Below are 12,652 nucleotides of genomic sequence, written 5' to 3'. Positions count from 1 at the left end.
CCCTGTCTCAGCCAACCGCCCACACCAGAACCTGCATACCCAACCAGGCGAACGCCCCAGCCAGGACATCATCGAGCATGATGCCGACACCGCCGTGCACATGGCGGTCGATCCAGCGAATCGGCCATGGCTTGAGGATGTCGAAGAAGCGGAACATCAGGAACCCCGCCAGAATCCACTGCCACCCTTCCGGCACCAGCCAGAGGGTAATCCACATGCCGACCATTTCATCCCAGACAATGCCTTCATGGTCGTGCACGCGCAAGTCATTGGCGACTTTACCGCACAGCCAGAAACCGAACAGCATGGTGATGCCCAGCAGCAGCCAGTACCCCCAATCGGGCAGCATCTGCCACAGAGGGATGAACGGAATGGCCACCATCGAGCCCCAGGTACCGGGCGCCTTGGGCAGCGTGCCCGAACCGAAGCCGAACGCGATGAAGTGCCATGGGTTGCGCCAGACCGAGGGCGGAACGAACTCCGCAGGCACCTGGTTGGGGTGGTCGGTCACGGTGTCTCCCTAAAGTGTTGATAGCCCCGCTGTACGGGGGTGATGTCCTGGCCTTGGCGGTCACGCAGGGTGACACCCTGCCCTTGGAGCACCCGGCCGATGACATGTATGCCAGCGTCCGCCAGGGACGAAAGCGCCTCAGGCGGCAGGGTGAACGCCAATACGTAGTCGTCGCCACCGGTGAGCGCCGCCTGCACCGCCGCATCGTGCCCGAGAAAGGCCTCTAGTGCAGGAGACACTGGCACCTGCGCCAGGTTCACCTCGAGGGCGACGCCGGAGGCCTTGGCGATATGCCCACAATCGGCGAGCAGGCCGTCGGAAATATCCAGCGCCGCCGTCGCTCGCCCGCGCAAGCGACGGCCCAGGCCCAATTGAGGCAGCGGCGACCAGTAGTGGGCCAGCAGGGGCTCGCTCTGCTCGGCAGGGGCCTCTCGCTCGCCCAGCACCAACGGTAGCGCACCGGCTGCCTTGCCCAGCACGCCACCCACACACAGCAGGTCACCCGGCCGGGCACCGCTGCGGCACAGGGCCTGCCCAGCCGGGACGCTGCCGAAAACCGTGACGGTGATGCTCAAAGGGCCGCGCGTGGTGTCGCCACCGATCAGGCTCATGCGGCAACGCTGGGCCATGCGGCTGAGCCCGTCGGCAAAGGCGGCAAGCCAGTCGGGGCCGACGTCGGGCAGGGTGAGGGCAAGGGTGAAGCCGATGGCATTGGCGCCCATGGCTGCAAGGTCGCTGGCCGCCACGGCCAGTGAGCGCTGGCCGAGCAGACGCGGGTCACAGACCGTCGGGAAGTGCACCCCGGCAACCAGGGTGTCGGTAGACACCGCCAACTGCTCGCCCGAGGCAAGCTCGAGCAAGGCGCAGTCGTCGCCAATACCCAGTGCCACGCCCTCACCGCCCTGCGCACAGGGCGCGGCGGCGAAGTAATGGTTGATCAGCTCGAACTCACCCATGGCTCGACAGCGCCAGGATCAGCGCTTGTTCGCCTTGACTTCTGCTTCGCGCAGCGAAGGTGCCAGCTTGTCCAGCACGCCGTTGACGAACTTGTGACCGTCAGTGGCGCCGAAGACCTTGGCCAGCTCTACGCCTTCGTTGATCACCACGCGATACGGTACATCGACGCGCTTGATGAACTCCCAGGTGGACAGGCGCAACACGGCCAGTTCGACCGGGTCGAGCTCTTCCAGGGCGATGTCCATGCACGGTTTCAGCGCGCTGTCGATTTCGCTCTTGATTGCCGGGACCCCATGCAGGATCTCGCGGAAATAGGCGCCATCGACATCGGTAAAATCGTTATCGACCCGGAACTGCGCTTCGATCTCGTTCAGCGAATGCTGAGCCATGTGCCATTGGTACAGGGCCTGGGTCGCGAGCTTGCGGGCTTCGCGGCGCTTGGCGCTCTTCGATGGCTTGCCGGCATCCGCAGGTTTGGGATCGCGCGGGTTGAAACGATCGCTTTCGTCGCTAATCACTTGGCCTCCAACTGCGCCAGCAGGCTGACCATTTCCAGAGCGGACAGGGCAGCTTCAGCACCTTTGTTACCGGCCTTGGTGCCGGAACGCTCGATGGCTTGCTCGATGGAGTCGACGGTCAGGACACCGAAGGCCACCGGCACACCGAACTCCATGGACACCTGGGCCAGGCCCTTGGTGCATTCGCCCGCCACGTATTCGAAGTGCGGGGTACCGCCACGGATCACTGCACCCAGGGCGATGATCGCGTCGTATTCACCTTGCTGGGCGACCTTCTGGGCAACCAGCGGGATTTCGAACGCGCCAGGGGCACGAATGATGGTGATGTCGCTTTCGCTGACACCGTGGCGTACCAGGGCATCAACGGCACCGCTTACCAGGCTTTCTACGACGAAGCTGTTGAAGCGGCCAACCACCAAAGCATAGCGACCTTTGGGGGCAATGAAGGTACCTTCGATGGTCTTCAGGGTCATTCCGATGTTCTCATCTTCAAGAGCGAGGCCGCGCACTGGCGGCCTCGGGAGGGTTTGGACTCGAGCGTGAGGGCGCAGGCGCCGCCTCAAGTCACTCGGAGGGCACGTATTCTACAACTTCCAGATCGAATCCGGATATCGCATTGAATTTCATCGGCGAACTCATCAGGCGCATCTTGCGCACGCCAAGGTCACGCAAGATCTGCGAACCGGCACCCACGGTGCTGTAGGTGGTCGGTGCCTTGGTCGGTGCATCGCCTGCGCTTTCGCGGATATGCGCCAGCAGCACGTCGCCATCCAGGGGGTGGCCCAGCAACAGCACCACGCCGCTGCCGGCCTCGGCAACTGCGGCCATGGCGGCGCGAAGGCTCCAGCGGCCAGGCTGCTTGACCAGCAGCAGGTCGCGCAGCGGGTCCATGTTGTGCACACGCACCAGGGTCGGTTCTTCGGCGCAGACCTTGCCCAGGGTCAGGGCCATGTGCACATCGCCTTCCACTGCGTCGCGGTAGGTGACCAGGTTGAACTCACCCAGCTCACTTTCGATCAGCTGCTCGGAAACGCGCTGCACGGTGCGCTCGTGGATCATGCGGTAGTGGATCAGGTCAGCGATGGTGCCGATCTTCAGGCCATGCTCGGCGGCGAACACTTCGAGCTCGGCGCGACGCGACATGGTGCCGTCATCGTTCATTACCTCACAGATCACGCCACTAGGCTCGAAGCCGGCCATGCGTGCCAGGTCGCAGGCGGCCTCGGTGTGGCCGGCCCTTGCCAGGGTACCGCCAGGCTGCGCCATCAGCGGGAAAATGTGGCCCGGGCTGACGATGTCTTCGGCCTTGGCATCCTTGGCGGCTGCGGCCTGCACGGTGCGCGCGCGGTCGGCCGCCGAGATGCCGGTGGTAACGCCTTCGGCCGCTTCGATCGAAACGGTGAACTTGGTACCGAAGCCTGAACCGTTGCGCGGCGCCATCAGCGGCAGCTTGAGCGTTTCGCAACGTTCGCGGGTCATCGGCATGCAGATCAGGCCACGGGCGTGCTTGGCCATGAAGTTGATGTGCTCAGGCAGGCAGCACTCGGCCGCCATGATGATGTCGCCTTCGTTTTCACGGTCTTCGTCATCCATGAGGATGACCATTTTGCCCTGGCGGATGTCTTCGACCAGTTCTTCGATGCTGTTGAGCGCCACGCGGCACCCCCTTCTCAATCAGGATTTCAAGAAGCCGTTGGCGGCCAGGAAGCTTTCGGTAATGCCACTGCCCTTGCTCGGTTCGGCAGCCTTGTCGCCCAGCAGCAAGCGCTCCAGGTAACGGGCCAGCAAATCGACCTCAAGGTTTACCCGACGCCCTGCGCGGTAGTCGGCCATGATGGTTTCGGACAGGGTGTGCGGGACGATGGTCAGCTCGAACTCGGCGCCATTGACCTCGTTGACCGTCAGGCTGGTGCCGTCGACGGTGATCGAACCCTTGTGGGCGATGTACTTGGCCAGTTCCTTGGGTGCACGCACGCGGAACTGGATGGCGCGAGCGCTATCGCTGCGCGAGATGATTTCACCGACACCGTCGACGTGGCCGCTGACCAGGTGGCCGCCCAGGCGGGTGGTCGGGGTCAGGGCCTTCTCCAGGTTGACCTTGCTGCCACTCTTGAGGTCGAGGAAAGCGGTGCGCTTGAGGGTCTCGACGCTGACGTCGGCCCAGAAACCATCACCTGGCAGCTCAACGGCGGTCAGGCACACACCGTTGACGGCGATGCTGTCGCCGAGCTTGACGTCACCCAGGTCGAGCTTGCCGGTCTCGACGTAGACGCGCACGTCACCGCCCTTTGGGGTCAGGCTGCGGATGGTGCCGATGGATTCGATGATGCCGGTGAACATGGGGTCTTCCTCAAAAACGGGTTGCGCGGGGCAAGCCCGGCATTATACGCCGGGGGCCGGCAGAGGGATGGCCGTGACCCGCCAGTCATCGCCCACTGCACGCATTTCGGTGATTTTCAGCCGTGGCGCTTCGCTCATCTTCGACAGGGGCCAGTCCAGCAACGGGCGGGCCTGGGAGCCAAGGAAAGTGCCGGCGACGAACAGCTGGTACTCGTCGATCAGACCACGTTGGGCAAAAGCGCCGACCAGGCCAGGGCCAGCTTCCAGCAGGATGTCGTTGACGCCCCGCGCAGCCAGCGTTTGCATCAAGGCGAGCAGGTCGACCTGGCCATTGCTGCCCGGCAGGCTGAGCAGCTCATGGCCCGCCTGGGCGTAACGCGGGTCGTCACCCAGGGCGGTTACCACCAGCGCAGGGCCGGCCTGGAAGAACGGCGCGTCCAGTGGCAGGCGCAGGCGGCCATCGATCAGTACGCGCAAGGGGGGGCGGCTGAGCGCCAGCGCGGTGGTGTCGGGGTCCAGGCCCAGCTCGGCAGCGCGCACGGTCATCCGTGCGTTGTCGGCCAGCACGCTGGCGGCGCTGGTCAGCACCACACTGGCGCGGGCGCGCAGGCGCTGCACTGCAGAGCGGGCGGCAGGCCCGGTGATCCATTGGCTTTCGCCGCTGGCCATGGCGGTGCGGCCATCCAGGCTCATGGCCAGCTTGGCCCGCACGAACGGCAAGCCGTGCTCCATGCGCTTGAGGAAACCGGGGTTCAGGGCACGGGCCTGGGCTTCGAGCACGCCGCTGGCGACTTCGATGCCTGCGTCGGCCAGGCGGCGCAGGCCCTGCCCGGCGACTTGCGGGTTGGGGTCCTGCATGGCTGCCACCACCCGCGCCACACCTGCCTGTACCAGCGCCTCGGCGCACGGTGGGGTGCGGCCATGGTGGCTGCACGGCTCCAGCGTCACGTATGCACAGGCACCGCGGGCACGCTCACCGGCCTGGCGCAGGGCATGCACTTCGGCATGGGGTTCACCGGCGCGCACATGCCACCCCTCACCCACCACTTCACCGTCACGGACGATCACACAACCCACACGCGGGTTGGGGTGCGTGGTGTAGATGCCCTTGCGGGCAAGCTCCAGGGCACGGGCCATGTAATGGGCGTCGAGGATTGCGGTCTGGCTCGGCATGCTCACTCTTTAGCCGGCTCGCGGGCCAGGCGGTCGATTTCTTCACGGAACTCATCGAGGTCCTGGAAGCGCCGGTACACCGAAGCGAAACGGATGTAGGCCACTTCATCGAGCTTGCGCAATTCGGCCATCACCAGCTCACCCACCACCAGCGACTTGACTTCGCGCTCACCCGTAGCGCGCAGGCGGCTCTTGATATGCGCCAGGGCCGCCTCAAGGCGTTCGACGCTGACCGGGCGCTTCTCCAACGCACGCTGCATGCCGGCACGCAGCTTTTCTTCGTCGAAAGGCTGGCGTGTGCCGTCCTGCTTGATCAGCCGGGGCAATACCAACTCGGCGGTTTCGAAGGTGGTGAAACGCTCGCCGCAGGCCACGCATTCGCGACGGCGGCGCACTTGTTCGCCCTCGGCGACCAGGCGCGAGTCGATGACCTTGGTGTCGTTGGCACCGCAAAAGGGACAGTGCATGGTGGCAGGCAACAAAAAAAGGGAGGGCCATGGTAGCGCATCCCACTGGCAAGACAAGCCAAAGGGGTTAACATCCAAGGTAAATCTGCCCCTGAAGGATTACCCCATGCATTATCGAGCGCTCGTCGTGCTGGGCTGCGCCGCCCTGCTCGCCGCCTGTGGCAGCGACCGGCCGAAGACCGAGACAGCCCCGGCACCTGCGCCCGCCAAGGTGGCGAAAAAGGCCGAACCGCTGGGCCCGCTGCCCGCCTATCAACGCGAATTGAGCGGTACCTTGCTGGAAATCCCCCGCGGTGCCGACGTGGAACTGGCCTTGCTGGTCATCGACGAGCGCGACCGCCCGCAACAGCTTCTGGCCAGCAGTACCCTGACCGGCACCGGCCAGGCGCTGCCCTACCGCCTGCGCTTCAACCCCGAGGTCTTCCCGGCCGGCGGTCGGGTCGAGCTGCGTGGGCGCGCCAGCCAATCGGGCCAACTGATCATGCACCTGCCGCCCGTGCGCATCACCCAGGCCCAGACTCAGGCCACTGGCCCGCTGCGCTTCAAAAAGGCGCCTTAGGTGGCGACGCTTGCCCTGCAACAGGCCCTCAGCGGCCTGATCGGCGAAGCGCGGCTGGTCGTCACTGAGCTGCCCGGGTGCGCGCTCAAACTCTGGTTGATCGACGATCAGAACATGGACCGCGCCTTCAGCAGCGAAGAAACCCGGCGCATTCTCGAAGACCCACCGTACTGGAGCTTTTGCTGGGCCAGCGGCCTGGCCATGGCCCGTTACCTGGCAGCGCACCCGCAGTGGGTGGCCGGCAAGCGCGTGCTGGACTTCGGCGCCGGTTCCGGTATCGCCGGCATTGCCGCGGCGCGCGCCGGCGCATCGGAAGTGGTGGCCTGCGATCTCGACCCGCTGGCACTCGATGCCAGCCGCGCCAATGCCGAGCTGAACGGGGTCGAGCTCAGCTACAGCAACGACTTCTTTGCCGAAGACGACCGTTTCGACCTGATTCTGGTGGCGGATGTGCTTTACGACCGTGCCAATCTGCCGTTGCTGGATGCCTTCCTCGGCCGTGGCCGTCAGGCCCTGGTGGCCGATTCCCGAGTACGCGATTTCAGCCACCCGCTATACCAGCAGCTGGGCGTGCTTGAGGCACTGACCCTCCCGGACCTGGCCGAGCCGCACGAATTCCGCCGGGTCAGCCTGTACCACGCCAGCCGCGAGCCTTTATAGTGGTGCCATTCACGGATTTGCGAGAGTCACGATGAGCCAGGAAACACCGTTTATCTTCGATGCCACCGACGCCAACTTCCAGCAACTGGTGATCGAGAACTCCTTTCACAAGCCGGTCCTCGTGGACTTCTGGGCAGAGTGGTGCGCGCCCTGCAAGGCGCTGATGCCACTGCTGGCGAAGATCGCCGAGGGTTATCAGGGCGAGCTGCTGCTGGCCAAGATCAACTGCGACGTTGAGCAGCAAGTCGTTGCCCAGTTCGGTATTCGCAGCCTGCCCACGGTGGTGCTGTTCAAGGATGGCCAGCCGGTCGACGGCTTTGCCGGGGCACAGCCGGAGTCGGCGATCCGCGCCATGCTTGAGCCGCATGTGCAGATGCCTGCCGCGCCGGCAGCATCCCCCTTGGAACAGGCCAAAGCCTTGTTCGCCGAGAGCCGTTTCGCCGAGGCGGAGGCACTGCTGCAGGCGCTGCTGGGGGAAGACAACAGCAATGCCGAGGCGCTGATCCTGTATGCCCGCTGCCTGGCCGAGCGCGGCGAGCTGGGCGAAGCGCAGGTCGTGCTGGACGCGGTCAAGACCGATGAGCACAAGGCTGCCCTGGCCGGGGCCAAAGCGCAGCTGACCTTCCTGCGCCAGGCCGCCAGCCTGCCGGAAGTCGCCGACCTGAAAAGCCGCCTGGCGCAGAACCCCCAGGATGATGAGGCGGCCTACCAGCTGTGCATCCAGCAGCTGGCACGCCAGCAGTATGAAGCGGCGCTGGATGGGCTGCTGAAACTGTTCCAGCGTAACCGCGCCTATGAAAACGGCTTGCCGCAGAAGGCGATGCTGCAGGTGTTCGACTTGCTCGGTGGCGACCATCCGCTGGTCGCGGTTTACCGCCGCAGACTGTCTTCGGCGATGTTCTGATTCGCCCAGCAGGCGAGGGCTATGCCCTCGCTTGCGCGGCCGCACAGGGCAATCGCCTCAACCGATCCAGTGATACACCGGCGCATCCGCGCCACTTTCCACCTTCACCTCACTGCTGTGGCGCAACCGCACCAACAGCCGCTTACCCGCCGCCGTACTGCCCGCCAGCCCTTCCAAGCGGTCCAGCAATTCAGGCCCGCTCATCTGCCCCTCCTTACGAAGCACCTCGCGCGCGGCCGTCAACTGCCCGTCATCCTGGCGCGGCGCTGCCGCCATGGCCTGCGGTGTGACGTCGGCCGCCACAGGCACCTCAAGCTGCCGCCCCAACTGCGCCCACTCCGCGGGCTCCAGTTCGATGGTCAGGTCCACCGGCCAGTCTCCAATCTGTCCCCGAATTCTCACGATGCATTCCTTCAAGCGCTCCAATGCCCCCATGCTACAACAACATGAAACCTGCAGAACGCAGGCTGGCGGCACAGATAGAAGCTGTTATAACATCACCAATTCATTCCCAGCCCGCTTCTGGAGTCGTCCATGCGTCGCCTGCTGCTCGCCCTGCCCTTCGCCCTGCTGCCCCTGGCCGTGGCTCATGCCCACGACCATGACCATGATCACGCCCACGGCACGCTCGGCGCGCATGAGCACGGGGTGGCCAAGCTCAACGTGGTACTCGACGGCAATGCCCTCGAGCTGGAGCTGGACAGCCCGGCAATGAACCTGGTGGGCTTTGAACACAGCGCCAGCAGCGATGCCGACAAAGCCAAGGTCGCCGCCGTGCGCCAACAGCTCGAGCAACCCCTGAAGCTGTTTGGTCTGCCAGCGGCTGCTGGCTGCACGGAAGATGCTCAGGAACTGGAGAGCCCACTGTTCGGTGATGCGGCAAAAGATGACGACGGTGATGAGCATGAGCATGAGCATGGCCACCAGCACAGCGATATCGATGCGCACTATCAGCTCAAATGCTCCGCCCCGGAGAAGATCGCTGAGCTCGACCTCGCACCGCTGTTCAAGGCCTTCCCTGCTACGCAAAAAATCAATGTGCAGTTGATCGGCCCGAACGGCCAGAAAGGCCTGGAAACCTCGCCTGCCAGTGCCGTGGTTCGGTTCTGAATGAGCCTGCCGCTGATCGCGCTGCAAGACCTGGTGTTTGCCTGGCCGGGGCAGCCGCCATTGCTGGATATCCCCGCGTTTCGCCTGGAAGCAGGCGAAGCCCTGTTCCTCAAGGGCCCCAGCGGCAGTGGCAAGACCACGCTACTGGGGCTGTTGGGCGGGGTGAACGTGCCGGCCCAGGGCCGCATCCAGTTGCTCGGCCAGGATCTCGGCGGCTTGGGCCAGAGCGCTCGCGACCGCTTTCGGGTCGATCACACCGGCTATATCTTCCAGCAGTTCAACCTGCTGCCATTCCTTTCGGTACGGGAAAACGTCGAACTGCCTTGTCGCTTCTCCAGCAGCCGCAAGGCTCGGGCCGAGCAGCGTCATGGCAGTGTCCACCAGGCGGCCAGCGCACTGCTGGCCCACCTCGGCCTGGACGAGCCCGCACTGCTTGCCCGCCGCGCCGACAGCCTATCGATTGGCCAGCAACAACGAGTTGCCGCGGCCCGTGCATTGATCGGCCAACCCGAGCTGGTCATTGCCGACGAACCCACCTCGGCACTGGATGCCGACACCCGGGAAGCGTTCATCCGCCTGCTGTTCGATGAATGCCGTGCTGCCGGCGCCAGCCTGCTGTTCGTCAGCCATGACCAGAGCCTTGCACCGCTGTTCGACCGTCATCTGTCACTGGCCGAGCTGAACCGCGCAGCCAAGCCCCGGGAGGCCTGATGTACCTGCTTCGCCTTGCCCTGGCCAGCCTGGCCAATCGCCGTTTCACCGCGTTCCTCACCGCCTTCGCCATCGCCTTGTCGGTGTGCCTGCTGCTGGCTGTCGAGCGCGTGCGCACCGAAGCCCGTGCCAGTTTCGCCAGCACCATCAGCGGCACCGACCTGATCGTTGGCGCCCGCTCGGGCTCGGTAAACCTGCTGCTGTATTCCGTATTCCGCATTGGCAATGCCACCAACAATATCCGTTGGGACAGTTACCAGCATTACGCCCAGGATCCACGGGTGAAGTGGGCGATCCCTATTTCACTGGGCGACTCGCACCGCGGGTATCGGGTGATGGGCACCACCGGTGAGTACTTCAGCCATTACCAGTATGGTCGCCGGCAGCATCTGGAGCTGAGCCAGGGGCGTGAGTTTGCCAGCGATCCGTTCGAGGTGGTGCTGGGCGCCGAGGTGGCCGAGGCCCTGCACTACAGGCTTGGCGACAAGCTGGTGCTGGCTCACGGTGTGGCGGCGATAAGCCTGGTCAAGCATGACGACAAGCCGTTCACCGTGGTCGGCGTGCTGAAACGCACCGGCACGCCGGTCGACCGCACACTGCACATCAGCCTGGCGGGGATGGAGGCGATCCATATCGACTGGCATAACGGCGTGCCTGCACGTGGCGCCGGGCGCATCAGCGCCGAGCAGGCCCGAACCATGGACTTGCAGCCGGCCGCCATCACCGCGTTCATGCTCGGCCTGAACAGCAAGATCGCCACCTTCAGCCTGCAGCGCGAGATCAATGAATACCGCAGCGAGCCGCTGCTGGCGATCTTGCCCGGGGTAGCGCTGCAGGAGCTGTGGAGCCTGATGGGCACGGCCGAACAAGCGTTGTTCGTGGTTTCGCTGTTTGTCGTACTGACCGGTTTGATCGGCATGCTCACGGCGATTCTCACCAGCCTCAACGAACGTCGCCGGGAGATGGCGATTCTACGCTCGGTGGGCGCCCGGCCTTGGCACATTGCCGGGTTGCTGGTGCTTGAAGCGCTGGCGCTGGCCAGTGCGGGTATCGTTGCCGGGCTTGGCCTGCTGTATGCCGGCATCGCGCTGGCCCAAGGCTACGTTCAGGCCAATTACGGCCTGTACCTGCCGCTGGCCTGGCCCAGCACGCACGAGTGGACGCTGCTTGCTATCATCCTCGGCGCAGCGCTGCTGATGGGCAGCGTGCCGGCCTGGCGCGCCTATCGGCAATCGCTGGCCGATGGCCTGTCGATTCACCTTTGAGAAAACGCCATGCTTCGCGCGCTGTTGTTATCCCTACTGATGCTCGCCACCCCGACCTGGGCGGCCGAGCCCCGCGAACTCGACTGGCCTGCACTGATCCCCGAAGGCGCGCCGATCATCCCGCCGCAGCTGGCCCCACTGCACGACATGTCGCAGCTGAGCAATGCCCTGTCCGCGGAATCAGCCCCAGCGGCGCGCCAGCAAGCGCCCGATGCGCCGGTGGTGCAGGAACTGGACGGCCAGCAGATCAAACTTCCCGGCTATATCGTGCCGCTGGAGGTCAGCGAAGAAGGTCGCACTACCGAGTTTCTGTTGGTGCCCTACTACGGCGCCTGCATCCATGTTCCGCCACCGCCCTCCAACCAGATCGTGCATATTTTCAGCGAAATGGGGGTACGCGTCGAAGACCTGTACCAGCCTTACTGGATTGAAGGAAAGCTGCATGTCAAAGCCTCCAGCAGCGAGCTGGCCGACGCCGGTTACCAGATGGACGCCGAGAAAATATACGCTTATGAGCTGAAGTGAGAACTGTTTCTGATTCATGAATGCAGTTCTTTGAGCTGGGTCAAACATTACGTTTAGACGGCTCCGTACCATTGGACAACTCGATTACTCACGTCCTTTCGGAGCTTCCATGAACAAGTCCTTGCTCGGCGCCTCACTTGTGGCCCTTGCGCTCGCCGCCCCTGCCGCCCACGCCTACCAGGCGGGAGACATGATCCTTCGTGCAGGCGCGATCACCACCGCCCCGAACGAAAGCAGCGGCGACCTGAAGTTCGACGGCAACAAGGTGTCGGGCACCAAGGCGACACTGGACAGCGACACCCAACTGGGCCTGACCTTCGCCTACATGCTCACCGACCACATCGGCCTCGAACTGCTGGCCGCCACGCCGTTCCAGCACACCGTTGGCGTCAAAGGCCTGGGCGGCGGCCTGGACGGCAAGCTGGCCGACATCAAGCAGCTGCCACCAACCCTGTCGCTGCAGTACTACCCGATGGCGCCCAACTCGCGCTTCCAGCCCTACGCTGGCATCGGTATCAACTACACCTTCTTCGACGAAGACCTGAGCAGCGAGCGCAAGCAACAAGGCTTCAGCAACCTCGAGCTGCAGGACTCGGTCGGTATCGCCGGCCAACTGGGCATGGACTACATGCTCACGGACAACCTGCTGGTCAACGCCTCGGTCTGGTACGTCGATATCGACACCAAGGCCAGCGTCGACGGCCCGAGCGCGCTGGGCTACAGCAAGACCAAGGTCAACGTGGAAGTCGACCCATGGGTCTACATGGTCGGCCTTGGCTACAAGTTCTGACCACTGCGGTGCAAGCCGGTCAAGGCTTGATGGCAGTCAGTTAGCGTTATCAGGGCTGCTACGCAGCCCATCGCCGGCAAGCCGGCTCCCACCGGTACGGCGCAGGCCCCAAGAACTGGCGTAGGCCAGCGGCGCAAGCCTCAAGAACTGCCGCAGCCCCCC

The 12,652-nt window shown here is 64.4% G+C and carries 17 protein-coding genes; 8 read left to right on the top strand and 9 right to left on the bottom strand.

The window, feature by feature from the left end; genetic code table 11:
- Window positions 1–7 precede the first annotated feature (7 nt).
- From ABRP30_RS02750 to nrdR, 8 genes are all read right to left on the bottom strand, one after another.
- Window positions 8–511 carry a phosphatidylglycerophosphatase A gene (locus tag ABRP30_RS02750; protein ID WP_241803983.1) on the bottom strand — a complete coding sequence of 168 codons (504 nt, stop codon included), beginning with the start codon at window positions 509–511 and terminating at the stop codon, window positions 8–10.
- Window positions 508–1,467 (bottom strand): thiamine-phosphate kinase, encoded by a 960-nt coding sequence (gene thiL, locus ABRP30_RS02745; RefSeq protein WP_267820646.1) that lies wholly within the window; start codon window positions 1,465–1,467, stop codon window positions 508–510. The genes ABRP30_RS02750 and thiL overlap by 4 nt, the downstream gene beginning before the upstream one ends.
- 18 nt (window positions 1,468–1,485) lie before the next feature.
- Window positions 1,486–1,986, bottom strand: a complete 501-nt coding sequence (gene nusB, locus ABRP30_RS02740) for a transcription antitermination factor NusB (protein ID WP_012312511.1) — start codon at window positions 1,984–1,986, stop codon at window positions 1,486–1,488.
- The gene (ribE, locus tag ABRP30_RS02735) at window positions 1,983–2,459 is read right to left on the bottom strand and encodes a 6,7-dimethyl-8-ribityllumazine synthase (protein ID WP_008092356.1); all 477 of its coding nucleotides are present in this window, start codon (window positions 2,457–2,459) and stop codon (window positions 1,983–1,985) included. The genes nusB and ribE overlap by 4 nt, the downstream gene beginning before the upstream one ends.
- Before the next feature lie 91 nt (window positions 2,460–2,550).
- Entirely contained in the window at window positions 2,551–3,642 is a 1,092-nt protein-coding gene (gene ribBA / locus ABRP30_RS02730) for a bifunctional 3,4-dihydroxy-2-butanone-4-phosphate synthase/GTP cyclohydrolase II (RefSeq protein WP_241803985.1), read from the bottom strand.
- Window positions 3,643–3,660: 18 nt separating this feature from the next.
- Window positions 3,661–4,326, bottom strand: coding sequence for a riboflavin synthase (locus tag ABRP30_RS02725; protein WP_349975230.1), 666 nt, complete (start codon window positions 4,324–4,326; stop codon window positions 3,661–3,663).
- Window positions 4,327–4,368: 42 nt separating this feature from the next.
- Window positions 4,369–5,499 (bottom strand): bifunctional diaminohydroxyphosphoribosylaminopyrimidine deaminase/5-amino-6-(5-phosphoribosylamino)uracil reductase RibD, encoded by a 1,131-nt coding sequence (ribD, locus tag ABRP30_RS02720; protein ID WP_267820641.1) that lies wholly within the window; start codon window positions 5,497–5,499, stop codon window positions 4,369–4,371.
- A 2-nt stretch (window positions 5,500–5,501) separates the two neighbouring features.
- On the bottom strand, window positions 5,502–5,966 hold the full coding sequence (gene nrdR / locus ABRP30_RS02715) for a transcriptional regulator NrdR (RefSeq protein ID WP_008092351.1): 465 nt from the start codon (window positions 5,964–5,966) through the stop codon (window positions 5,502–5,504).
- A gap of 106 nt (window positions 5,967–6,072) precedes the next feature.
- Between nrdR and ABRP30_RS02710 the strand changes: the two genes are divergently transcribed.
- Genes ABRP30_RS02710 through trxA form a run of 3 tightly spaced genes read left to right on the top strand, consistent with a single transcriptional unit; the run spans window position 6,073 to window position 8,089 of the window.
- Window positions 6,073–6,525, top strand: coding sequence for a YbaY family lipoprotein (locus ABRP30_RS02710; protein ID WP_349975229.1), 453 nt, complete (start codon window positions 6,073–6,075; stop codon window positions 6,523–6,525).
- A complete protein-coding gene (locus ABRP30_RS02705; protein WP_349975228.1) occupies window positions 6,526–7,185 on the top strand; it encodes a 50S ribosomal protein L11 methyltransferase in 660 nt (219 codons plus the stop codon).
- Window positions 7,186–7,216: 31 nt separating this feature from the next.
- Window positions 7,217–8,089 carry a thioredoxin gene (trxA, locus tag ABRP30_RS02700; RefSeq protein WP_241803990.1) on the top strand — a complete coding sequence of 291 codons (873 nt, stop codon included), beginning with the start codon at window positions 7,217–7,219 and terminating at the stop codon, window positions 8,087–8,089.
- Window positions 8,090–8,146: 57 nt separating this feature from the next.
- Here trxA and ABRP30_RS02695 read toward each other — a convergent pair whose 3' ends face one another.
- Window positions 8,147–8,491 carry a hypothetical protein gene (locus tag ABRP30_RS02695; protein WP_349975227.1) on the bottom strand — a complete coding sequence of 115 codons (345 nt, stop codon included), beginning with the start codon at window positions 8,489–8,491 and terminating at the stop codon, window positions 8,147–8,149.
- 132 nt (window positions 8,492–8,623) lie between these two features.
- On the opposite strand from ABRP30_RS02695, the gene ABRP30_RS02690 reads away from it, so the two are divergent.
- The 5 genes from ABRP30_RS02690 to ABRP30_RS02670 all read left to right on the top strand — a co-directional run bounded on the left by ABRP30_RS02690 (window position 8,624) and on the right by ABRP30_RS02670 (window position 12,490).
- Window positions 8,624–9,199, top strand: a complete 576-nt coding sequence (locus tag ABRP30_RS02690; RefSeq protein WP_349975226.1) for a DUF2796 domain-containing protein — start codon at window positions 8,624–8,626, stop codon at window positions 9,197–9,199.
- Window positions 9,200–9,910 carry an ABC transporter ATP-binding protein gene (locus ABRP30_RS02685; RefSeq protein WP_241803993.1) on the top strand — a complete coding sequence of 237 codons (711 nt, stop codon included), beginning with the start codon at window positions 9,200–9,202 and terminating at the stop codon, window positions 9,908–9,910.
- Window positions 9,910–11,175, top strand: coding sequence for an ABC transporter permease (locus ABRP30_RS02680; protein WP_241803994.1), 1,266 nt, complete (start codon window positions 9,910–9,912; stop codon window positions 11,173–11,175). Before ABRP30_RS02685 ends, ABRP30_RS02680 begins: the two co-directional genes overlap by 1 nt.
- A 9-nt stretch (window positions 11,176–11,184) precedes the next feature.
- The gene (locus ABRP30_RS02675; RefSeq protein WP_349975225.1) at window positions 11,185–11,700 is read left to right on the top strand and encodes a DUF3299 domain-containing protein; all 516 of its coding nucleotides are present in this window, start codon (window positions 11,185–11,187) and stop codon (window positions 11,698–11,700) included.
- A gap of 109 nt (window positions 11,701–11,809) precedes the next feature.
- Window positions 11,810–12,490, top strand: a complete 681-nt coding sequence (locus tag ABRP30_RS02670; protein ID WP_349975224.1) for an OmpW family outer membrane protein — start codon at window positions 11,810–11,812, stop codon at window positions 12,488–12,490.
- Window positions 12,491–12,652 lie beyond the last annotated feature (162 nt).

This window comes from Pseudomonas sp. WHRI 8519 (assembly GCF_040224055.2).
In the GTDB taxonomy this organism is placed as follows: domain Bacteria; phylum Pseudomonadota; class Gammaproteobacteria; order Pseudomonadales; family Pseudomonadaceae; genus Aquipseudomonas; species Aquipseudomonas putida_X.
This window is presented reverse-complemented; position numbering and strand designations above follow the sequence as displayed.

Excerpts from the sequence above, each read along its gene's own strand:
- ribD (WP_267820641.1), bottom strand. The coding sequence starts at position 5,499 with ATGCCGAGCCAGACCGCAATCCTCGACGCCCATTACATGGCCCGTGCC.
- thiL (WP_267820646.1), bottom strand. The coding sequence starts at position 1,467 with ATGGGTGAGTTCGAGCTGATCAACCATTACTTCGCCGCCGCGCCCTGT.
- ABRP30_RS02670 (WP_349975224.1), top strand. The coding sequence starts at position 11,810 with ATGAACAAGTCCTTGCTCGGCGCCTCACTTGTGGCCCTTGCGCTCGCC.
- ABRP30_RS02675 (WP_349975225.1), top strand. The coding sequence starts at position 11,185 with ATGCTTCGCGCGCTGTTGTTATCCCTACTGATGCTCGCCACCCCGACC.
- ABRP30_RS02690 (WP_349975226.1), top strand. The coding sequence starts at position 8,624 with ATGCGTCGCCTGCTGCTCGCCCTGCCCTTCGCCCTGCTGCCCCTGGCC.
- ribE (WP_008092356.1), bottom strand. The coding sequence starts at position 2,459 with ATGACCCTGAAGACCATCGAAGGTACCTTCATTGCCCCCAAAGGTCGC.
- ABRP30_RS02680 (WP_241803994.1), top strand. The coding sequence starts at position 9,910 with ATGTACCTGCTTCGCCTTGCCCTGGCCAGCCTGGCCAATCGCCGTTTC.
- ABRP30_RS02710 (WP_349975229.1), top strand. The coding sequence starts at position 6,073 with ATGCATTATCGAGCGCTCGTCGTGCTGGGCTGCGCCGCCCTGCTCGCC.
- ABRP30_RS02685 (WP_241803993.1), top strand. The coding sequence starts at position 9,200 with ATGAGCCTGCCGCTGATCGCGCTGCAAGACCTGGTGTTTGCCTGGCCG.
- trxA (WP_241803990.1), top strand. The coding sequence starts at position 7,217 with ATGAGCCAGGAAACACCGTTTATCTTCGATGCCACCGACGCCAACTTC.
- ABRP30_RS02725 (WP_349975230.1), bottom strand. The coding sequence starts at position 4,326 with ATGTTCACCGGCATCATCGAATCCATCGGCACCATCCGCAGCCTGACC.
- nrdR (WP_008092351.1), bottom strand. The coding sequence starts at position 5,966 with ATGCACTGTCCCTTTTGCGGTGCCAACGACACCAAGGTCATCGACTCG.